This window comes from Streptomyces sp. GbtcB6, from assembly GCF_019091475.1.
GTDB lineage: Bacteria > Actinomycetota > Actinomycetes > Streptomycetales > Streptomycetaceae > Streptomyces > Streptomyces hyaluromycini.
The window spans coordinates 1-20,497 of sequence record NZ_JAGXJL010000067.1 but is presented as its reverse complement, the minus strand read 5'-3'; the positions used below and the strand labels follow the sequence as shown (position 1 = coordinate 20,497).

The window sequence follows — 20,497 nt, the reverse complement described above, 5'->3', positions numbered from 1 at the left end:
ACTTCATCCCGTGGGTTTGGTGCGGGCAGGACTAGCCCACGGTCGTTGAACCGCGAAAACATCACCGAGCATCCTCGCCACTCGTTGCGCAGGAGGGCTGACCTCCCACCCGGCGGCGCGTTGGCGCCATGTCCTGCATTCTGCCCGTCTCCGGAGGTGTTGGACGGCAGAAGTGTTGACCCTGGTCGACGGAACCTGCCGGTGGGAGGGGCACCCAGGCCCCACGGCACGGGGGCTCCGCCGGGGCTGCGAAGCTCGATGGTGCCAACGCGTTCCGCCCGAGGACGGCTTCGGCGGCTGTCGAGGTGGGGTCATTCACGCGGGTAGGCGGGCCGCCATGAGATGCCACGGTCCTCGGCAGGCTCTCGGGGCGGGACTGTCAACTGTTGCGGCGTGCCCACTGCGCGGCCCGGACCGTTCCCTGCTGAATGTCCTGCCGGGGCAGTTGGAGGCCGAAAGCGTCCTCCAGGGCATGGAAGTACAGCTCGAACTCGCAGGTTAGTTCGGGGTGGTCGAGTTCGGCGCGGCGTATGGCCTGGTTGAGGAAGTCGAGCTGACCGCCTCGGAAGTAGGGGGCGCGGCCGCGGTCGTACCAGATCAGCTCCAAGGCGCCCCAGTCGTCGTCAATGCGGCGGCCGTTGCGCATGTAGTCGAAGGTGTAGATGGCCTTCGCGGAGGTGGCGCTCAGGTGGACTGTCTCAGTGACGCCGAGCCGGGTGAGAGCCTCAACATCGGGCCCGAAGCCGGGGGTCTCGTGGTACATCAGGAACGCCCAGCCGCCGGCCTGCCCGAAGCAGCACGTTTCCCAGACGATGTCCCAGGAGCCGAAGGCCCCGCCGTCCATGTTCCGCAGATCCGCAAGACAAGTTCCGGCGGCGATCTGTGCGGGGTCGGCTCCGTGGAGCAGGGCGATCTGTTCCGCGCTGATTCTCTCGCCGCGGAAGAAGGCGAGGTGGGTGTAGGGGTCCTGCTCGCGCCAGCTGTCGGCGATCCAGGCGAGGCGCTCCAGCGGGTCGCGTCCGCACGCAGTGGAGGGCTGGGTCCCGTCGATGCCGCCGTTGCGGAATCTGCTGCCCCAGGCGGGGTTGATCCGGTCCAGCAGCTCGGCCTGCCCGGAGACGAGATTGGCCACCGGGCCGCGGCCCGGGGACCGGGCCGCGATGTGCTCGGCGAGCTTGCGGACCGCGTCCTCGGCGGCGAAGTACAGCACCTGATCCAGGTCCTGAGTGACGAAGACCTCCCGGTAGAGACCGGTGTGGCCGCGCACCGGTCCGTCGTCGTCCAGGACTAGGAAGAGACGACCGTGCGACTCGCCCACGTGCTGCTCGTACTGGTCGGGAGAGGTGCCGGTGGGCGGGAGCATCGCGTCGTCGAGCACGTCAGAGCCCACGGCCACCTGGTGCCAGGCCCGCTTGAGTGTGTACGCCGATATCTGCATGGGCGTCAGTATGCGACCGGGCACTGACACGGTCGGCTGATCTGCGATGGCTCGGTCGGATGGCAAAGATCAGCGTCGCCTGGGTTCGATGGCAGCAGGCAGCACGGAACCTGTGCCAGACCCTGTTCTTGTGAACAGAGTCAGCCGCCCCTGCCTGATCGGCGTGGGGCGGCCTTGTGCGGTTCGGTCAGACCTGGGCGAGGCGATTTGAGAGGTCGAGGGCGGCGGTTGCCACCGCGAGGGCGGCGCACAGGCCGAGTACCTCGTGGATGGTCGGGCGGACCAGGCGCGGCCAGTCGTCCGGGGCGGCGGGCCAGGAGGCGAGGTGCACCTCGGTGGTGGCCAGGCCCAGGTGGGCGGTGACGTCCCAGCCTGCGAGGGAGGCAGGTTCCCAGTGAAGGCGAATGCGGCCGAGGGGGAGTCTTGGGGTCTCGGCGGGGAGCCAGGTGATCTTGACCGGTCCGTCGGGCAGGTCAGAGGCGTGCTGGACCAGCGCGCCGCGTACGCCGCTCGGCATGGGCCGTGTGGCGAGGCCGTGCAGCGCAAGGACGTGCGAAGGGCGGGATCGCGACGAGATAGGAGCCTCCGGGGCGTGTCGGTGGGACTGGTCAGGTCCAGGCGAGGGCGTCGCTGACCGTCGTTGGGAGGTAGTCCTCCTGGCCGTCGTCGGCGATGAATGCTTTGCCGTCCAGGACGACGACCTCGGCCCCCAGGTAGTGGGTGAAGGGGAAGTCGGGGTTGATGGCGAGGCGGATCGGCAGGTTGGGGTCAAGCTCCTGGAGTTGGCGTAGCAGGTGGCCGACGGTCAGGGAGTGGGGCACGGGAACCTCCGAGAGCGGTACGGGACGGCAAGGCGGGGTTGGTGGTGGAGCGTCAGGAACCGTCGAGGCGAAGCAGGCTGCGAAGGACTTTCGGTCCCTGGGTGCGGCCGGCGAGGTGCCGCTTGCGGCTTTCGCTGACGTAGCCCTTGCCGGATTGCTTCATTTCCCATTCGCCGCACGAGCAGATGGCCTGGGTGTACGCGCGACCGGGGCAGTCGGGGTGGAAGCGGCTTGCCGGAGCTGGTGTGCTTGTGGTCCGCCGGGCAGAGAGTGCCGTCGTCGTGGTGGTTGGTGAGCGGGGCGCGCTAAGCCATGGAGGGGCCTTCCGAGTCAGGGGGCGGTAGCGAGGTCAGCGGCTGGAGGTGGCGATGAGCGCGGCGAGAAATCCTGCAACGGCCTCGGCGGGGGTGTAGAGACCGAACTCCTGGACCCATGGGTCGCCTTCGGTGGGCTGTACCCGGACCTGCCAGACGATGCCGCGCTTCCAGGCGGCGGGGTCTTCGGGGAGCCAGCCGACGTAGACGCGGCCGTCCGGGCTCGTCGCGTGGACGTTGGCCTCCGGGGTGTCGACGACTGTCCAGCCGAGGGGGCCGAGGAGGTCGAGCACCGGACCCGCGCAATGGTCGGAGGAGAGCCAGCAGCGGTCTTCCACGGGGGGCTGGACGACGGCGGGCAGGAGGGTGGCGGAGGCGTTCACGGGTTGGATGATCCCTTCGTTGACCTGCGGTTTTTCCCAACTCCCGTACGTTGGCATGCGGTGTGCCGAAGTACGTAGTCGTTTCCCGGAAGCGACGTCTGCCGTGGGCGAACTGGCGGCCGTCAGCAGGTGGCCCGTGGCACGGAATGGATCGGCGGACGCGGTTGTCCTAACTCGGTTGCGGCAACAGGCCGCACGGGACCGGAGGGGGAGCAGGGATGGCGCAGCCGAGCAGACACCGGGCTGGAGCCGGGCTGGAGCGCAAGATCCGCGCTGCCGGGAGGCCGTGGACGGTGGGTGACATCGCGATGGCCGCCGACGGCCAGTGGGCTGTCGGCGGCCAGTCCGAGGGACGGCGGGACGAGGACGAGGTGGTGGAGCAACGGAGCGCGGATGGGCGTCGCGTTGAACTGACGGTGGACGAGCTGGCCCGCGCGGTGGGCTCCCGCGTCGGGGATGCCCACCGAGACGAGGGCCTCGCTTGACCAGTCAGCGGCGCGGCCCCAGGCCGGCCGCCGTCGGGCCGACAGCGGCCGGAGGGACGGGCTGGTCGGGTGCCTGGCCCAGGGCGCGCGGCGTGTGCCCGGAGCGGGCGACAGCGGCCTGGGCCAGCCGCACTGTTGGGGCCCCGCTCGCGGTCACGGCGGCTTCACGTGCTTCGATCACGTGGCTGATCGCCTGCAGCGACGTGCGGCTCTCCGCTTGGGCGACGCGAAGGTCCGCCGCCGAGTTGGTGATCCGTTCCAGGTCGTAGAAGGCCGGCACGTGGCCGGGCCGGGTAAGGGAGTGCAGACGGTCTTGGTGCACGGACACGGCGTTGTCGGTGATGACCAGGGCCGATCGGATGTGCATGGCCGACCGCAGGAGCGGGTCGTCGCTGGGACGGCGGACCGCGAGGGATTCCAGAGCTTCGATAGGGCGGCCCCAGGCTTTCACGATCATCGCTGTGGCCTGGTCGAGTGCGGTGGCGTCGGGCATGACGGAACTCCCGGCATTCGGAGGTGCTTTGGTCAGAGGTGATGCCCCGGAAGGCCCGGGGTGCGGGCGTCAGCGGCTGTGGCGTGAGGCCGACGGGCTGGCCAGCGGCCTGGTCCCGAGAGCGCGCGCGGAATTGCTCGACCGGTTCTGTGCTGAAGTCGCTGTGCGGCTGCGGGCAGCCATGACCCGGAGGTCGGCGGCCGTCTGCGGGAAACGTGCGGCGCGGTGGACCGCCTGGGCGACAGCCGTGCGGCGCACGTCGAGTGGGGTCGGAGCCCGAGCAATCTGGGGGGCGGCTGAACCGACGGGGGTGAGCGTGACCAGATGCTCCACCTTGCGATCGATCTGATGCCGCTCACGCAGCACAGGAGCTGTATCGGTCATGGCGGCGGCCGTCGCGGCGATCAAGTGGGACGGGGTGCGGGCGGTGAAGACCGCCTCCGCGCGAGTGCCCCAGCCCACTGGACCGGCCCACAGAGTGACGGTTTCGTCGTCCCAGCCAGAGAGACGGTTGTCGATCAGGACGCCTGCTTGTCCGTCAGGGGCGATGATCTCAACGGTACCGCGGTGGGCCGTGCCGTCGCGGACCCAGCCGGCATCGGTCAGCGGCCGGACCGCGTCGGCCCAGTACAACGACGGGCTCGCCAGAAAGCGCCCGTTGCCGTCGGCGGCGTCGGCTTCGGCGTAGTCGTGTGCCAGAGCGGTGGTGAGACCGGCGACGATCTCGGCCGGGGTGACATGGTTGAAGGTTGCCTGCCATCGGGGTGCGGAGACGGCGTCCTCAGCTGCGGTGAACTTCCACAGCTCGAAGTCGTCGCCGAACCAGCCGATACGAATCCTCTGGTCGGGCGAGGTCACAAGGAGCCGGCAGGGACCCTCGTCGAGATAGTGGTGCGGCCAGTGGGCGACGGGGGCGAAGCCAGCGTCTCCGGTCCCGTTGGAGCCGGCCAGGTACATGGGGCTGACCAGTACCTCTTCGTAGGGCTGGGCGTTCACAGTCGAGGCTCCGGGGGGCGTAGGAGGGGAACGCGCCCGCGTGCGCAGCGCAACGGGCTGCTCGACTGCACGCGGGCGCCGTGGCAACGGGGAGAAGCGGCGCGCTCTCAGCGCCACCTGGATCACCGGCCCCGAGAAGCGGCCGACAGGGCGGTGACGGCCGCCAGCACCCGCGGTTGCGCCTGCGGTGCGTGACTGAACAGGGCACTCGGCGCGGCGGTGTTCCGGCGCAGGGCCGCAGCGGTCCGGATGCCGTCCGCCCCCAGCGGGACGCCGGTGTGGGTCCGGGTGGCCGCCGTGGCGGGGGCCGGGGGTACTGAGCGCTTTCGTGTGGCGGCGTTACTCCAGTGCTCGATGGCTGCGTAGACGGGACCCAGCGCCCGCCCGGCGTCGGTCAGGATGTAGGGGTCGCCGTGGCGCGGTCCGGTACGGGCGACCAGGCCATCGGCCTGAAGCCGGTTGAGCCGCTGCTGGGTGAGGCTGTTGTCCAGGCCGGCCTCCTCGGCGATGCGGACGAACCGCATGGGGCCGCCCGTGTCGAGGACCTGGATCACGGCGGTCGAATGCCGAAGGTGCAGACGCCGCACGGCGTCCTCGACTCGTTCGGCACCGGCTATCGCGCCGAGCGACAGGTTGGTCTGGGACCAGTCCGACAGGGCACGGTGCACCCGGGAGAGTGAATCGCCCAGGGCACTGAGCTGGTACGGGGCCCCGCGGCGGTCGTCGGCTCGGGTGACCAGCCCGTCAGCGTGCATCTGGGCCAGTCGCTTGCCGACGAGATGCTCGCTGATGAACGAGAGCCTGGCGGCGACGTCACGCACACGCATGGGGTGGCCCTGCTGTGCCAGGGTCTGCGCCGACCAGGTGGTCCACTTCGGTGCTATCAGGGAAAGCGCGTCCTCGACACGGTGGGCGTCGACCGAGCCGATCGAGGATGCGGAGGGCTGTACGAGGATGGACACGGGCACGGGATGAACTCCGTTAGGGGATAAGGGGTTTTCAGCTGTGCGGTGAGACCCAGTGGTCAGTGGGAGGCGCTCTCGGCGGCCTCCATCCGGGCGAGTAGCGAACGGACCAGAGTGGGCAGGCTGTCGGGGCCGTGGCCGATCCAGACGTGGTCGGTCGCCTCGCCGAGGACGTACGCGGCGTCTTCGAGGAGGCCGCTGGAGATCTCCATGCAGGCGTCGGTGATCCGGGAGGCTGCGAGCAGGGACTCGGAGAGCACCTCGACGTAGTCGCCCGGTGGGAGACCGGCGGCCTCTGCAGCGGTGCGAATCGCCGCCAACTCCAGCGCGCTGAAGGCGAAGTCGAACTCGCTGTCCTGCTCCACGCTGGCGGTGACGGCGCATGCGGGGTCCGGCGGCTCGGTGGGGATGCCCACGCGTGTGCAGATCTGGTCGACTGAGGTGGTCAGCTCGGCGAGGGACTCGGTGAGCCATCCCAGCGCGGAGGCGTAGGAGGCCAGGGTGAACAGACTTGCTGGCGTCGTGGGGAGCGGCTCGGCGGCCACGAACTCTTCGAGCCGGTCGTTCAATTCGCAGACCACCCTGGGGCCGGCGGCCAGCGCACCCAGCACGGGGTGCAGGTAGGAGCGGCTAGCGGCTGTCGGGTACTCGGCGGTGAGGATCCCGGAGACGTTCTGCGCGGCATTGGTGAGGAGGACCGCCAGTTCGGCACGGGCCAGAGTGGCACGGTTGGCGGTCATCGCTGGGGAGCCTTTCGGGAAGCGGCGGCAGTGGGCTGGGCTGCTGCTGGAGGAGTTGCCGGAACGGCTGTCGGCTGATCGAATGCGCGGGGAGAGCGGGATCGAGCGGCCTGCACGCGCGCCTCGGCGGCGGAGGCTGTCCCGCCGTCCTGCTGAGGGCTGGTGCGCAGGTGTGCCGAGCGGTAAACCGCGTAGTCCTTCCGGCTGCCGGCGGCGAGGAGGTAGATCTCGCGCTTGTGGTGCGAAGTCGGTGGAGCCGGGCGGAACTGGACGATCAGCCGGTAGGAGACGGACGGGTCGACGTAGACCTTGTGGAAGCCTGCGAGGCGGCCCTTCAGCGGCAGGCAGTCGTCACTTCCGTGCACGAGATTCTGTAGCTCAAGCAGTGCCAAGTCGCGAATCTCGTCCGGAAGTGCCCGCAGGTCCGCGATGGCATCCGGGTGCGCAGCGAAGGCGAAGCGGGCGCGGCTCACAGCCACTTCCCCCGGTTCGGTCGCTGGGCCGTGCCCGCCGACGGCGCGTGGCGGGTATCGGGGCCGGCCTTCGGGGTCGCGGAGGTGCTGGCCGACCGGTAGAGGGCAGCGCGTGCCAGCCGGGAGGCAGCCTCACCGCGGTAACCAGGCGGCTGCGGCAGCGGACTGCTGCGGTCGTCCAGCCAGTTCCGAGCGGCGGCCTCGTCGTCGAACGCGCCCTCGCGGATCGTGCAGGTGCGGGCCTCGTGGTTCCCCTCTTCGAGGAAGACACGAATCGGTGCTTGTGAGGCGCTGGAGTCGCGGGTCAACGTCCACGTCTCACACGGGTCGGAGTCCGAGGTCCAGCTGTCTATGACCTCGTACCGGGCCCCCGACTCCCGGATCTGCTGGTCCAGCCAGAGAGTGAGGTCGTCGGTGGGCTTCATGAAGTCCCAGCGGACCTGGGCGACCCGATCGGGCGGGCAGCCGTGCTCGATCAGCCAGTTCTGGGCGAAGGACAAGGTGGCGTGGTAGGTCGACTCGAAGGTGAACGTGTTCAGGCTGAGATCCCGCGCGACCTTGATCGCGACTATCTGCGGTGCGCCGGGGACGCCCCAGGTGACCGACCTGTCGTGGGCGATGACATAGCTGTGGGAGCCGTAGGGGGTGGTGTGGTGTTCGGCCAGGACCGTCAGGTCGCCGGACCACAACCGCTGCTCCGCGTCTTCGGAGTCCGCGTCTGCGGGTTCCAAATCGGCGAGGTGGAAGTCGAGTTCGTTGCTCATGCCGCCAGCCCGAACCGCTTGGGTGCGGGGGTTGCCAGCACGCGGTGGTTGGGCCGGGCCGGGCTGGTCGTGCACGCGGCGAAGGGGCCGTCGGGTGCACGGAGATGAACCAGTGCCTGGTCCAGGTGGTCGCGGTGCCACGTCGAAGGACCGGACAGGCCGGCCTCGGCATCGGTGAGTTGCTGCCACGCGAGCCAGAGGGCGTGCAGCCGGGCCACGGCCTCGGGGTGTTCGTGCCACTGTGCACACCAGGGGCGAGCTGTGCTGATCTCCCGTCCGTACACCGGCAGGAAGAGGTAGTTCACCCAGTCGCTGAGCGCGGCGAGTTCGACGGCGTACGCCTCGCCTCCCAAGGCAAGGATGAACACCGAGGTGGGGCCTTCCCCCTGTTCGGAGTCGGCCGCTTCTACGGCCGGAATGCCGTCAGTCGGCTGGGGTGCAGCGGACGCGGGAGCGGGCTCGGAGCCCAGGCGGTCGAGGATGACGCCGTGCTGCCTGACCTCGGCCATGGTTTTGGCGAGGGCGCTGGCGAGGTCGTCGAGATCCCCGTCGGGGACGCGGAACGGCTCGGGGCCGGGGTCGGGGGTGGTCTTGCTGGTGTCGGACATGGGGGCGTGCTCCATCTGTGGGACGGCGACATGGGGAAGAGGGTCCGGAGAATCCGCGATTTGGTCCGGCCGGGAAATCCCGGTAGTGAGGCGCTACGCCGCCGTGCAGCGAGGGCAAAGGGGGAAGGGAGGGGCCAGCAACTGCACTGCGCGGGCGGCTTGTTGAGGCACAACGCCGTTGCCGAGCGCCGTGAGCTGGGCCGGTCGGCCGAGCCCTGGAGTGGCGGTGACCCAGCCGGGCTCCAGGCCCTGCATCCACTCCACGAAGTCGGCACGGAGCCGTCCGGCCGCGTCGGTGGGCGGCGGCGCGGGACGCGTGAGCGTCTCCCATCGGGTGATGGCGGCGGCGTATGCACCCCATCGCTGGTCTGCTCCCCGGTTCCCGGAGCCGATTCCGTCCAGAACGGCAGGATTACCGCCGACGAGGGAGGGCGCCATCCCTTGCCCGGCCGGCGGCCCGGGGTTCCGGTGTCGCCGGTCCGCGGTGTGGGCAGCAGTGACGCCGCCGCACTCGGCAGGGCCATGTCCCCCTTGCCGTGGCGCTTGTTGGGCGAGCCCTTGGTCCCGTCCGACGCCTTCGGGGTCGGCAGCAGGAGCCACTCCACCTCGTCGGCCAGGTTTGGGCCGTGGCCCCCGCTCTTCCTCTTCTCGGGGTGTTGGGAGCCGCCGTTCTTGCCGATGTTGCTGGTCGGGGTCTTGAGCAGGGTGGTCGGTGGGCCAGGCGGTGAGGAAGGTGCGCTCGCGACGGTGCGGGGCTCCGATGTCGGAAGCGCGAAGCACGAGCCACCTTGCGTCGTACCGGAGGTCGGCCAGGGATCCGAGTACGGCACCGAGTGCCCGCAGAGGAGGCTGACCTGGGGTGTCTCCCAGACACCACGGGCAGAATTCCACGTCGCCAGGGGAACCGGCGGGTGAGGTGAGGAGGCCGCGCACATTCTCGATCACCACCAAACAGGGTCGGAGGGCCTCGACTGCACGGGCGACGTGCAGCCACAGCCCGGAGCGGGTCTGGGAGTTGAGTCCGGCCCGCCGGCCGGCGACCGAGACGTCTTTGACAGGGGAAGCCCGCCGTCAGGACGCACACCCGGGGAACGGTGGACCAGTTGACGGTCGTGATGTCGCCCAGATTGGGCACCCTGGGCCAGTGCCGAGCCAGGATGCGCGAGGCGTCCGGATTCACCTCGGCGTGCCAGGCCAGCGTGCCGCCGAGGGCGGACAGCACCCCGAGGTCCAGTCCGCCGTACCCCGAGCAGAGCGAGCCGATCAGCGGAGGGCGCGCGATGGTGGTCTGCATGTCACCGGCTCCGCGCTATCCGGTCCGGGGCAGCTGCTGCCGGGGCGCCGGCGGGAGGTGGCGCCGCAACGGGAGCTGCGGTCGTGGACCGGCTGCGGGCGGCGTGGAACCGCAAGGACGGAGGCGAAAGGGCCGCAGACGCTGCGTGAAGGGAGTCGGCGGCTTCGCGTAGGGCCGTGTCCGCCATACCGAGCGCGTCGTCTATCACCCGCGTTGCGGCTTCCCGGGCATCCCGGGCGTCGCGCAGGTGCTCGGTCTGCTCCAGGAAGAAGAGCTGGTGGGCCACTGCCCCGAGCGCGGATGCCGCCTCGCCGACAGGTCCCACAGCCGCGGAAAAGCTGGTGACGACCCGGGCAGTGTGGACCTCCCGGTCCTGGTCGGCTGCACGGAAGAGGACCTCGTCGCCCAAGCCGGTTATCAGCTCGCCGAGTTCGGAGATCTGCCTGGCGACGGCGACGCTGTCGGGCGAGCGGTGAGGGTCTCCGGGGACCGGCAGCTTGCCGCGCTGGGCATCGAAGGCTGAGGCTGTGGCACGCAGGGCCAGAGCATTGGAGACAGGGGTGCTGTTCATGGTGAAATCCAATGGAGAGGGCGAGCGGCAGGCTGAGAGCGGAGGCTTCAGCTGTGGCTGCGGGCGGCCGGTCGCGCGGCGGCTGGGGCAGGCGCAGAGCCGGGCCGGGCCGAGAGCGGCGAGGCTGGGCGCGGGGTGCTGCGGGCGAGGGCGGCGTGCACCTGCGCGGGCAGTGGGCCGTTCGGCGAAGGAGTGGGGGCCGTCGGCGTTGGTGCGGGGCGGCCGGTCGCCATCTGCCAGCGGGTGCGTACTTCGTCGAGGGGACCGAGTGCGTGCAGGGCGTGATTGATGAGCCGCCCGGGGGCCAGCGCCTCGTTTTCCGCCAGGGCTCGGACGGCACGCGCAGAGGTGGCCGCCGTGCGGGTGACCGAGGAGCGTATGACCAGCTCGCCGAGCCATTCGGCGCTATCCAGACCCACGGAGTCGCAGATGGCAGTGATCTGGTCGCTGGACAACGTGCCGTCGGTCAGGAGGCCGCGCCGCTGGGCCTCCCAGAGCAGGGTGATCCGGTCGATGGGCTCGCCCCGGTGGTGCAGCGAGCCGAGGCAGCGGTAGAGCTGCCCGTGGGCCGGGTCGGCGAAGTCGCCCGGCCGCAGCCAGCCCACCACCTCGTCCATGGCCCTCGGCCGTTCAGCCAGGACGGCCAGAAGGAACCGCTCGTCCTCGGCGACCCGGTCGGCCCGGACCGGCGGAGCCAGGGCTGTGGCCGGCGGAGTAGTGGGCGCGACCGGGCGCGGTTCGGTTCCCCATCGTTGTGCGAGATCGCTGAGCACTCCGGTCAGAACGTCCGCGTAGTGCAGGGCTCCCTCGACTTCGCCCTGCAGGGCGTCGGCGCGAGCCGCTTGGTGAAGACGGATCGCGTGCGCCGTGACGCTGCGATGGATCGCCCCCTCCAGCACCATGCGGCCGTATACCGGAGCGTGTGCGGCACGCGGGCAGGCCGAGATCAGAGTGTGGGCGTACGCCGCGGTCAGCCCCCGTACGTGAAGGCTGGCCTCATCGACCGCGTCGGTCACCCACGACAGAGGTACGGATTTCTCGGCTGCCAACGCGGGGTGGCCGTCGTTTCGGAGCTTGCGCAGCGCGGCGAACAGCGCATGGTGGACCGGCCGGTAGAAGTGATCCGGCGCGAGCCAGTCAAGATGCGAGAGCTGGCCCGGGTCGAGCAGCACGGAGCCGAGTACCGCCTGCTCGGCGCCCAGAAGCGGGTTCATCGCTTACCTCCCGCGTCGGAAGTGGGAGGCTCGCTCTGCTGGGCATGGAGGTCGGCGACCGCCCGGTCGGCAGCGGCCACAGCTTGGGCGAAGCCGTCCAGAGCACTGGTGAACGGGGGATCGGTGGCGGGTATTGAGCCGGCCTCGCTGACCAGCCACCACTGGCCGCCGCGCAGAACGGCCGGCGAGCGCCCGAGTCGCCCGGGGAGCGGCGCGGGCGCGCTCATGCCGACAGCCCGAAGTCGTCGCGGCCGAGGTTCTTCGCGAGGGCCCGCTCCGTGATGGCCTCCGTCGCGCGGGCCGAGGCCGGGCCGACCACCTTGGCGGAGGGCTCCTTGTACCAGGGCCGGAGGTCGAGCAAGGCCACCCGGATGCCGGTGGCCAGCAGCAACGCCTTGCCCTTGGGGAGGGCACGGATCGCATCGGGCGGCAGGATCCGCTCGGTGCGCATGCTGACCGAGGTGGACTTGCCGCCCTCGCTGGTCGACACCGAGGTGGTCTGGACGTCGTGGTCACCGACCTGCCTGCTGAGGCGGTCGGCGAAGTCGGCGTCGTCGATGCCGCTTCCGATGATCTTGACGGTGGCGGCGGACCAGAGGGCGTCCATTCCGGCCTCGCCCCAGCACCGCTGGCCCTGCCGATAGGACTGCAGGATCGTCATCGGGATGACACCCCGGCTGCCCAAGTGGCTGTACAAGTCGGGGAGATCCGAAATCTTGCACACGTTCGCGGCCTCGTCGAGGACGCACAGGGCAGGCGGGTCGAGCCGCCCGCCCGAGCGCTCGGCGACGACCACGGCCGCCCGCATCACGGCATCGGCCGCAGCGGCGATGATCGCGCTCGCGCTGCCGCCACCGTCCTTGCTCAGCAGGTACAAGGTGTCGCGGGACGTGGCGAAGGCGAAGGGCTTGAACTCGGGGAGATCCTTGCTGGGCGTGACCCAGGCCGCGACGTCCGGATCGAGCAGGCAGCTCGCATACTGCCGCGCGGTCTCATAGATGCCGTCCCGCGTCTCCGTGGCGCCGGAGACGGTGCCCTGGAGCTGGGCGGCGACCGCGTCGTGGCCGGCGTCGGTGAGCAGGTCGACGGGAGTGCGGTCGGCAGGGGAGGCGAGCCAGGCCAGGACGTCGGTGATCGGACGTTGGTGGCTGGCGGCAGCGAGGAACAGTGCGCCGAGCGTGTTGCTCGCGGCGGTGGACCAGAAGTCGGAGCCGTTCGACTCGTCCACGCTGGCGGCGACGAAGTGTCCTGCAAGACGTTTCGCCCCGGCCAGGTCGCGGGCGTCGGCCAGGATGTCCCACCACATCTCGCGGGGGTGGTGGGCGATCTGCTGGGGGTCCAGGGTCCAGATCGTGCCGACCTTGGCGCGGGCGTCCACGGTGGCGGTGAAGGCGTCGTTGGCCGCTTTGTTCGAGGTCAGCAGGACCGGGCCGGGGGCCGCGAGGATCGCGGGGATCGCCAGTCCGCTGGTCTTGCCGGAGCGCGGGGCCATGATCGCGACGATCACGTCCTCCCAGGAGGAGCGGACGGCGGCGCGGCCCGGGGAGAGGGTGCCGAGCAGGATGCCGCGGTCAGCAGGAGCGACCTCTTTTACACTCCCGGCCGCTCAGGGACGGCCGCAGGCTCCTGGCCTTGGCGGTGATCTCCTTGTCCAGCAGCGGGGCGAGGTCGGCCTTGCGGGCGAGGCCGTTCTTCGCGCCGCCGCGCAGCCGCATCCACAGCGCCAGGCCGAGGATGGTGAGGCAGACGGACAGCAGCCCGGGGAAGATCCGAGCGCCGACCAGCAGGGCCGTGGAGCCCAGGTGCGGCCACAGCACATCGGGGTGAAGCAGCGCGTCGGTAGCCCTGAACGGAGCCCAAGAGCCGCTGCCGAAGAGGGAGTTGCTGAGATTTCCGGTCAGCCACGCCAGCGAACCGAAGGCGAGCGTGATTCCGAGTATGCCGAAGAGGAGGTAGAGGAGCGCGTCCGACCCGGTGGTGGTCGAGGGCGCGCTGGTACGCGGTGCGGGCACGGTGGGTCCTGGGAGTGAGCGCAGGCGGGTGATGGGGCGGGGCGCGCGGCGCTCTTCTGCTGGTCATCGAAGCAGCTCCTGTTCGCGAAGAAAGCGGACGGTCGGGGCTATCGGGTGTGGGGGGGGCTCGGGTCGGCGGAGCGCTCGCCGACGCGTCTGCGGAACTGGTCGGGGACCTCGCGTGTTGGGCGGCGGCAGTCGGCGAGGAGGTACGGGCAACGCGCTGCCGGTTCGCCGTCGGCGGGTGTCGAGGCTGAGGCGACCGCGCCGGTACCGAAAACGTCGGTGAGCAGCTCCCTGGTCCGCAGGACGTTGACTATCTTGTGGTGCCTGGGATTGGTGAGTTCGGCAGGGCACGCGGCGATCCCGTCCTCGGCGAGCTTCAACTGCTCCTGGACGTCCTGGAGCATGCCGTGGGCGGCGGCCAGCGGCGTCCAGGTCTCGAAGGTGGGGGTCGTCGAACGCCAGGCGGACACGGGTCCAGTCGGCGGCAGCAGCGACGAGTTCGGTCAGCTGCGGCAGAGCCCCGACGAGTGCACCGTTGACCTCCTCGATGATTGCGGCAACCGCGTTGGGCGTTGCGGTCTCGGTGAGCCGCGCGATCATCCCGGGGACGGAGTACGGGGCAGCGGAAGGACGGGGCAGATAGCGGACCTGCAGCGGCCTGTCGGAGCCCGACGTCTCACTGCCATGGGCGAGCCGGATGTTGCACCGCATCGCGGCGCTGACCGCCTCGCCGACGCTCGGGTAGAACTCGGGCACGGTTGCTCCTCGGCCGTTGGGTTGGACTTCCCGGCTGGGTCGGGCACGCAGCCGACGGGCCCCACTCGGATGGACGGACTTGGGTCCGGGCGTCGGTCTCGTTGCGTAGCAGGGCAGCGGCACGGCATCGTCGTTCCGGCGCTGGGCCGGACGAACAGCACCGCACCAGGCAGGACGACCAGCGCCGGCGGCCCGCACGAGGTAGGTGCGCGGCAGGCTGGCGGTCGGAGGGTGCGAAGAGATCATCCGGGTCACCGCGTCCGAGGGCCAGGGACCTGCGACGGACGTGCGGCCGCGCCGGCGTCCGCCGCCCCGGCACCGAGGGCCGAAGAGACCTTGGCCTTAGCCGCTGCAGGCGACGTGGCGAGAGCGGCACTTCGAGGGTCGGGGAGCTTCGGAGAGTGAGCCCGTGTCTCGATCTGGGGCTGCGGCGAGTCGCCGACACGACGCAACTCGCCGTCCGCACCAACGAGTTCCGACTGCGCCGAGCCAACGAACTCGGCAGCGAAGCCGAACCGGTCGGCGAGCTGGTACGCCTCGTCATCGAGGTCGGTGACCTGCTCGCCTGCTGCCTCCAGCGCTTCTCGGACTCGCTCCAGTGCGCCGTGTTCGGGGTGAAGGAGGTGGTCGACTGCCTGCCGAAGGTCTGCACCGCTCTCGGCAGCCCTGATCTGGTCGGTGAGCCGCAGGAGTTCCGCTCCGGCGGTGTAGGGCCCGAGCGGGTTCGCCGGGGTGGCCATCCGGGCAGTGTCGAGGAAGGGATCGAGGTCGACGTCGTAGCGGGCTGCGCGGAGCATCTCGGCGGCATGAGTGGCGACGGCAGCACGCTCAGCGGCCTGCGTGGTGGTGGGAAGGCGATGGCGTCGGCCATACCAGTCCTCGATCTGCTGGAAGCCGGCGTGCCTGAGGAGCGTGGCGGAAAGGTCGTCGCTTGCACCCTTCGCCGAGACGCTGCCACTGGGCTCGGCGGTGATGGTGATGGAGGGGGCAGGCACGTGGGTCTCCTGGGCGCGGGGTATCGGGTGAGGGGCGGTGGGCAGGTGGCCCAGTTCGCCGGCGATGCGGTGGCACTCGGTCTGCAGATGGAAGGCGTCGCGGTAGGCGTTGTGGAGGCTGCCGTCCTCACGGGCGAGGGTGGCCACTACGTGCACCTGCCGGGGCTGGTTGCGCAGGGCGATCCATCGGCAGGCGTCCGGATCGCCGCCCGGGGCGATCCCGGTGGCGGCCACCAGGCGGCGGGCGACGGTGGCCCACTGAGAGTCGGTGAGGTCCGGCCGACGAGGGTCGGAGCGGACCGAGCAGACCCAGGTCGGCTGTTCGGGTGCACGGGCCCCGAGACGCTCGACGGGGGCGTCGAGGGCATGGGCCAGGTAAGGCAGCGAGCCAGACTCGGCGAGCAGTTCGATCGGCGCTCCGTGGCCGTCGCCCGCGATCAGCCGGGGACTGGCGTGGTTGCCGCGTTCGCCCGGCCCGTACAGGTATGAGAGCAGGCCGACGGTGTTGCTGGCGCGCTGCAGATGGGCGATCACGGCGTCTACCTCGAAGGGGAGTGGTGAACAGCGGCCCGGGTGATCGGGCCGTCAGGGAGAGAGGATCTGCAGAATCCGCGATTTGGGCCGGCCGGAGATCACTGGTAGATGCCGCCGCTCATCTTGGGGGCGTCGAGATCGTGGTCGTAGGCGAAGTTCGCTCAGGCGGCGCCGACGAAGCAAGCGTCGTTGTGTAACCGTCCCGGCGGATGACGGCAGCGATGATGTCGAGCCCGCTGACCTGGTTGCGCACGGCCACCCACCGTCGGGCCGCCTCCGGCAGGCTGCTGGGCGCGTTCTGGGAACGGTGGACGAACGCTGTCCGGGACGCCGTGAACGATCAGGAAGACGAGGTCTTCCGCGACATCCAGCTCCGGATCACCCAGGCCCGGCACGCCTTCGAGGACCGGTTCGTCGGTCTGCCCCGGAGGTCAAGGAGCGGGCGCTGAAGGCTCCTAACCCCGCCCGAGCGAACAGTGGGTCCATCCCATGGCGTTCAAGTCCTGGCTGGATCTTGCTGGGTGGTTCCGGACGCTGACTCGGTGTCCGGAACGACCAGGTCAGGACAGGTTCGCCATGGGGCGCGGTCCACGTCAGAACAGCTTCTGCCACACCGTCCGCTCACGCATCGCTCACGCAGAAGGGACGACGGACCAGAGCGTTCGTTCCCCTGGGCGACATTTTGCCGATGGAGTCTGGAGGTTGGCGGACCAGCTTTCTGGCTACGCTTCGTCGGCTGAATGATTACTCAGGATGCTCCGCGTCTTGCGCTCAACCAGTACGGGGACGAACTCGCGTACAGGCCGGTCCGTGAACGACGCGTAAGCTTTGGTTACAGCGTCTTCGACCTCGGCAGGGCTGTGGGTCGCGCTGAAGGCATTCGTCAGGCGCTCCACGATTCCGTGAATGGCGTCTTCTTCGCGCGCCCTGTCCGTCACGGTGCCACCTGCCGGAAATGGGTGCTGCTCAGCTTCCGCTGAGATTTTCACGTGGGAGTGTCCCGCTGTGTTGATCATTGCACCGCGCTCGTGGGCCATCGCCGGGAATCGGCCATGTCTGCTGAGCCTGCAAGGCAAGACTGACCAAGGTCATGAGCAGGTCGACGTCTGCCGAAACCTCCAAGTTCCGTAACCAAGCCGGAGCGTCCGAATGTCCGGATAGCGCACGGATAGCCAACTACCCCAGCACACTCCAGACGGCCAGCACCGAAGAGATTCGGTGCCGTACGGATGTGTGGCTTCGTAGGTGGCGGTTGACTCCATTTGCAGGTGGGTTCTGAGAGGGCGGTACGTGGCCTGATGTCCGTTTCGCTCTTTCGGGAGAACCGAAACCGCCCGGCCGACGCCCTACGCGAGATCGGTCTCACGGGCTGAGCACGCATCACGCCTGCCGCGCCCTCCAGTCCGTCCAGTTCTTGACGATACCGGCGTCGAGTCACGCCCGACGTGGTCGAGTTGCGCTGCGACACGCTGCTATTACTGTGGAATTAGGGAGTTCGCCGCCGGAGCGTCGCAGAGGATGGATTTCCTCGTCCACCATCGGTGCTACGACCCCAACGTCCCGCTGATTCTCTGGCAGATCGCCGTCATCGGCGAGATGGGCTACCGAACAGATCGGCCTTACAGCAGGTCAGGCCTCGAAGTTCTGGTCGACGTTCTCCAGGAGGAGTACTCCGCGGATCACGACGTGGTCGTGTACGAGGCGGCCCAGATTCCCGTGTGCGACCCGGTCATGACGCACGTCCCGCTGGCGAAGTTGCCCGACGCACCGGTGACAGGTATCTCCACCCTCTACCTTCCGCCGGCCGGGAAGACGGCAGTGGACCGGTCGATGCTCGAACGTCTCGGCATCTCGCGGGACAAGCCGGAACAGGTAGCCAAGGCCGCCGTGAAGGTCGGCCAGGCAGCGACGTGAGACCCAGTCAGAAGCACCACGCGCCGGACGGGTTACCCGAAGGGGATTATCATGAGCATTTGCCGTGCGCCCAGCGAAGCATACGAGGGCTCGCCCGACACGGTAGAGCGCAGGATGATCTCACTGTTTGGAGACGTGGCAGAACGCATCATCAAGAAGCACTACTGCAAAGAAAAGGGTGGCTGCCAAGAATTCCTCAAACCGGGGACTCTTCAGACCGACTTCTTCGATGTGGGCATGGGGTTCCATCGGTGCGATCACCTCCTGGCATACCTTCAGATGCACAACCCGTTCCTCACGAAGGATGTTCGCGCCCAATGCCTGGCCAAAAAACAACCGGGCGACCCGCATTTTCCGGTGCCCGACATCATCACTACCGAGCCAGGGCGCCGAGAATTCTACGAGATCAAGCCCGACACTATCGACGGCCTCAACAAGGCGATCAAAAAAGTTCAGTGGTTCGAGGGTGAGGTATGCGCCCCGAATGGGCTTGTCTACAGCAGGGGAACGCACTTCAGCGGCGCCGTAGACGTGCCGGTCTGGAATGGGACATGGTTCGGGGTTCCCGTCAAGGTGCGCTTCGTGACCGATATGCCGCGCAACGGCGTTGTGGTGTACAAGATCTGCCTGGACAGAGCTCTGGGAGAGTTGCTGGAAAAGCTACTCATCAAGGCCGTTGTGGCAGCCTTGGTTTACCTGATTCTGACAACCGGGCCTGTGCTCGTCCCTGCTTTCGCCAGCCTCTTCGCTTCGACGGCCGAGTCCCCGCTTCAGCAGTCCGTCGGAAGCGGGGGAAGCAACTCGAATTCGGATGTTGCGTACGTGCAGCTCATGCTGAACGACTGGAGGGGGCAGAATGAAATATCCCCCCTCCTCGAGGTTGACGGCCTGGTAGGCTCCAAGACCACCGGCGCGATCACGCTTTTCCAGCAGAACGTGACGGGAATCGTTGATGGACGGTTCGATCCGCACGGCCCAGGTGTCATCGCGCTTGAATCTTTTCACTTCGAGTCTCTTGCCCCTCGGGCTACTGCAACTCCGTTTATGGGAAATCAAGCGCTCGAGCAAGAAGAAGACACCCCCTTGCTTGAAAGCCTCGCCGAAGCAGGGCAGGAATATCTGGCGTCGATATATCGAGCAGCCGGAACGCTTGCCAGTGAGCCCGATGTGGGCGGCACGCCGGTCATACCAGACGATGTCGGCACTCCCACACTTTCTCAGGGGTCTCAGGGTGAAGCGGTGCGGAAGCTGCAGCATCTGCTGAACGAGCACGTCCCCGATCTGCCGTCTCTGGCCGTGGACGGGGATTTCGGGCCTGCGACGGATGCCCGGGTGCAGGAGTACCAGCGGCGTGTCGAAATCACCGTCGACGGCGTGGTGGGCCCGCAGACCTGGGGGATGCTCTCCGGCGGCGAGCAGTCGGAGGAAGCCGCTGCGGGCACTCCTACCCTGCAACAGGGCTCTCACGGGCCGGCCGTACGAAAGCTCCAGCGGCTGCTCAACGATCACCTTCCGGACCTGCAGCTCGTGGTCGACGGCCGATTCGGCCCCGTCACCGATGGCCGAGTACGCGAATTCCAGCAACGCGTCGACATAGCGGTCGATGGCATCGTCGGACCCAAGACATGGGGCCGCCTGACGCAGTAACGGACTCAGTCAGGCTCAGGCCACCGAACGGCTGACGTCAGGAATACCTGGTAATGCAAGTCGCAGTGGAGGAATCATGACAAGCAACGACTTCGCGGCGGTCTGGCGACTGGGTGACGGCACTCAGTGGGTGCACTGGGATATGTCCGAGAACGAGTTTAAGCAGAAGGACTCCGAGTACTTCCCACAAGGGCTCCGCATCACCTCACTCATAATCGAAGAAGGCCGTTTCGCCGCCGTCTGGCAACCAGGCAACGGCACCCAGTGGGTGCACTGGGGCATGTCCGAGAACGAGTTTAAGCAGAAGGACTCCGAGTACTTCCCACAAGGGCTCCGCATCACCTCACTCATAATCGAAGAAGGCCGTTTCGCCGCCGTCTGGCAACCAGGCAACGGCACCCAGTGGGTGCACTTCGGCACTCCCACACTTTCTCAGGGGTCTCAGGGTGAAGCGGTGCGGAAGCTGCAGCATCTGCTGAACGACCACGTCCCCGATCTGCCGTCTCTGGCCGTGGACGGGGATTTCGGACCTGCGACGGATGCCCGGGTGCAGGAGTACCAGCGGCGTGTCGAAATCACCGTCGACGGCGTGGTGGGCCCGCAGACCTGGTGGATGCTCTCCGGCGGCGAGCAGTCGGAGGAAGCCGCTGCGGGCACTCCTACCCTGCAACAGGGCTCTCACGGGCCGGCCGTACGAAAGCTCCAGCGGCTGCTCAACGATCATCTTCCGGACCTGCAGCTCGTGGTCGACGGCCGATTCGGCCCCGTCACCGATGGCCGAGTACGCGAATTCCAGCAACGCGTCGACATAGCGGTCGATGGCATCGTCGGACCCCAGACATGGGGCCGCCTGACGCCTCAGTGGGTGCACTGGGGCATGTCCGAGAACGAGTTTAAGCAGAAGGACTCCGAGTACTTCCCACAAGGGCTCCGCATCACCTCACTCATAATCGAAGAAGGCCGTTTCGCCGGCGTCTGGCAACCAGGCAACGGCACCCAGTGGGTGCACTGGGGCATGTCCGAGAACGAGTTTAAGCAGAAGGACTCCGAGTACTTCCCACAAGGGCTCCGCAT

General features: G+C 68.6%; 21 protein-coding genes and 3 pseudogenes. 5 read left to right on the top strand and 19 right to left on the bottom strand.

Annotation, left to right across the window (positions count from 1 at the left end; genetic code table 11):
- Positions 1-379 precede the first annotated feature (379 nt).
- The 4 genes from KVT45_RS48605 to KVT45_RS48590 all read right to left on the bottom strand — a co-directional run bounded on the left by KVT45_RS48605 (position 380) and on the right by KVT45_RS48590 (position 2,956).
- On the bottom strand, positions 380-1,438 hold the full coding sequence (locus KVT45_RS48605; protein WP_217559151.1) for a hypothetical protein: 1,059 nt from the start codon (positions 1,436-1,438) through the stop codon (positions 380-382).
- A 187-nt stretch (positions 1,439-1,625) separates the two neighbouring features.
- Positions 1,626-1,955, bottom strand: coding sequence for an esterase (locus KVT45_RS48600; protein ID WP_217559144.1), 330 nt, complete (start codon positions 1,953-1,955; stop codon positions 1,626-1,628).
- A gap of 91 nt (positions 1,956-2,046) precedes the next feature.
- Positions 2,047-2,259, bottom strand: a complete 213-nt coding sequence (locus tag KVT45_RS48595; protein WP_217559143.1) for a hypothetical protein — start codon at positions 2,257-2,259, stop codon at positions 2,047-2,049.
- Positions 2,260-2,608: 349 nt separating this feature from the next.
- Positions 2,609-2,956: a DUF317 domain-containing protein gene (locus tag KVT45_RS48590; protein ID WP_217559139.1), complete on the bottom strand. Its 348-nt coding sequence runs from the start codon at positions 2,954-2,956 to the stop codon at positions 2,609-2,611.
- Positions 2,957-3,249: 293 nt separating this feature from the next.
- Between KVT45_RS48590 and KVT45_RS48585 the strand changes: the two genes are divergently transcribed.
- The gene (locus KVT45_RS48585) at positions 3,250-3,441 is read left to right on the top strand and encodes a hypothetical protein (protein WP_308311105.1); all 192 of its coding nucleotides are present in this window, start codon (positions 3,250-3,252) and stop codon (positions 3,439-3,441) included.
- A 4-nt stretch (positions 3,442-3,445) separates the two neighbouring features.
- Here the strand turns inward: KVT45_RS48585 and KVT45_RS48580 are convergent, their stop codons facing one another.
- From KVT45_RS48580 to KVT45_RS57135, 14 genes and pseudogenes are all read right to left on the bottom strand, one after another.
- Positions 3,446-3,934, bottom strand: a complete 489-nt coding sequence (locus KVT45_RS48580) for a hypothetical protein (protein ID WP_217559132.1) — start codon at positions 3,932-3,934, stop codon at positions 3,446-3,448.
- Between the two features lie 69 nt (positions 3,935-4,003).
- Positions 4,004-4,891 carry a DUF317 domain-containing protein gene (locus KVT45_RS48575; protein ID WP_217559131.1) on the bottom strand — a complete coding sequence of 296 codons (888 nt, stop codon included), beginning with the start codon at positions 4,889-4,891 and terminating at the stop codon, positions 4,004-4,006.
- Between the two features lie 161 nt (positions 4,892-5,052).
- A complete protein-coding gene (locus KVT45_RS48570) occupies positions 5,053-5,898 on the bottom strand; it encodes a winged helix-turn-helix transcriptional regulator (protein WP_308311104.1) in 846 nt (281 codons plus the stop codon).
- Positions 5,899-5,954: 56 nt separating this feature from the next.
- Positions 5,955-6,635 (bottom strand): hypothetical protein, encoded by a 681-nt coding sequence (locus KVT45_RS48565; RefSeq protein ID WP_217559129.1) that lies wholly within the window; start codon positions 6,633-6,635, stop codon positions 5,955-5,957.
- Complete coding sequence (locus KVT45_RS48560; protein ID WP_217559127.1) at positions 6,632-7,108, bottom strand: hypothetical protein; 477 nt, start codon at positions 7,106-7,108, stop codon at positions 6,632-6,634. The genes KVT45_RS48565 and KVT45_RS48560 overlap by 4 nt, the downstream gene beginning before the upstream one ends.
- Entirely contained in the window at positions 7,105-7,872 is a 768-nt protein-coding gene (locus KVT45_RS48555) for a glycosyl hydrolase (RefSeq protein WP_217559125.1), read from the bottom strand. The genes KVT45_RS48560 and KVT45_RS48555 overlap by 4 nt, the downstream gene beginning before the upstream one ends.
- Positions 7,869-8,480, bottom strand: a complete 612-nt coding sequence (locus tag KVT45_RS48550) for a DUF4913 domain-containing protein (protein WP_217559123.1) — start codon at positions 8,478-8,480, stop codon at positions 7,869-7,871. The genes KVT45_RS48555 and KVT45_RS48550 overlap by 4 nt, the downstream gene beginning before the upstream one ends.
- Before the next feature lie 93 nt (positions 8,481-8,573).
- Positions 8,574-9,479: pseudogene (locus KVT45_RS48545) on the bottom strand (DNA cytosine methyltransferase); the annotation flags it as partial.
- Between the two features lie 121 nt (positions 9,480-9,600).
- Positions 9,601-9,774, bottom strand: a pseudogene (locus KVT45_RS57150) (DNA methyltransferase); the annotation flags it as partial.
- A 1-nt stretch (position 9,775) separates the two neighbouring features.
- Positions 9,776-10,345 carry a hypothetical protein gene (locus tag KVT45_RS48540; RefSeq protein ID WP_217559120.1) on the bottom strand — a complete coding sequence of 190 codons (570 nt, stop codon included), beginning with the start codon at positions 10,343-10,345 and terminating at the stop codon, positions 9,776-9,778.
- Between the two features lie 47 nt (positions 10,346-10,392).
- On the bottom strand, positions 10,393-11,559 hold the full coding sequence (locus tag KVT45_RS48535) for a DnaB-like helicase N-terminal domain-containing protein (protein ID WP_217559118.1): 1,167 nt from the start codon (positions 11,557-11,559) through the stop codon (positions 10,393-10,395).
- Between the two features lie 223 nt (positions 11,560-11,782).
- Positions 11,783-13,571 (bottom strand): annotated as a pseudogene (locus KVT45_RS48530) (type IV secretory system conjugative DNA transfer family protein).
- A 107-nt stretch (positions 13,572-13,678) separates the two neighbouring features.
- Complete coding sequence (locus tag KVT45_RS57140; RefSeq protein ID WP_254648449.1) at positions 13,679-14,047, bottom strand: hypothetical protein; 369 nt, start codon at positions 14,045-14,047, stop codon at positions 13,679-13,681.
- 537 nt (positions 14,048-14,584) lie between these two features.
- Complete coding sequence (locus tag KVT45_RS57135) at positions 14,585-15,862, bottom strand: hypothetical protein (RefSeq protein WP_254648448.1); 1,278 nt, start codon at positions 15,860-15,862, stop codon at positions 14,585-14,587.
- Positions 15,863-16,071: 209 nt separating this feature from the next.
- On the opposite strand from KVT45_RS57135, the gene KVT45_RS48510 reads away from it, so the two are divergent.
- On the top strand, positions 16,072-16,311 hold the full coding sequence (locus tag KVT45_RS48510; protein WP_217559111.1) for a hypothetical protein: 240 nt from the start codon (positions 16,072-16,074) through the stop codon (positions 16,309-16,311).
- A gap of 273 nt (positions 16,312-16,584) precedes the next feature.
- Here KVT45_RS48510 and KVT45_RS48505 read toward each other — a convergent pair whose 3' ends face one another.
- Positions 16,585-16,878 (bottom strand): three-helix bundle dimerization domain-containing protein, encoded by a 294-nt coding sequence (locus KVT45_RS48505; protein ID WP_217559322.1) that lies wholly within the window; start codon positions 16,876-16,878, stop codon positions 16,585-16,587.
- Positions 16,879-17,380: 502 nt separating this feature from the next.
- Between KVT45_RS48505 and KVT45_RS48495 the strand changes: the two genes are divergently transcribed.
- The 3 genes from KVT45_RS48495 to KVT45_RS48485 form a co-directional block, all read left to right on the top strand.
- Positions 17,381-17,776: a hypothetical protein gene (locus KVT45_RS48495; RefSeq protein ID WP_217559109.1), complete on the top strand. Its 396-nt coding sequence runs from the start codon at positions 17,381-17,383 to the stop codon at positions 17,774-17,776.
- A gap of 51 nt (positions 17,777-17,827) precedes the next feature.
- Positions 17,828-19,423 carry a peptidoglycan-binding protein gene (locus tag KVT45_RS48490; RefSeq protein ID WP_217559107.1) on the top strand — a complete coding sequence of 532 codons (1,596 nt, stop codon included), beginning with the start codon at positions 17,828-17,830 and terminating at the stop codon, positions 19,421-19,423.
- Between the two features lie 76 nt (positions 19,424-19,499).
- A partial coding sequence (locus tag KVT45_RS48485) for a peptidoglycan-binding protein (RefSeq protein WP_217559105.1) occupies positions 19,500-20,497 on the top strand: 998 nt, incomplete at its 3' end.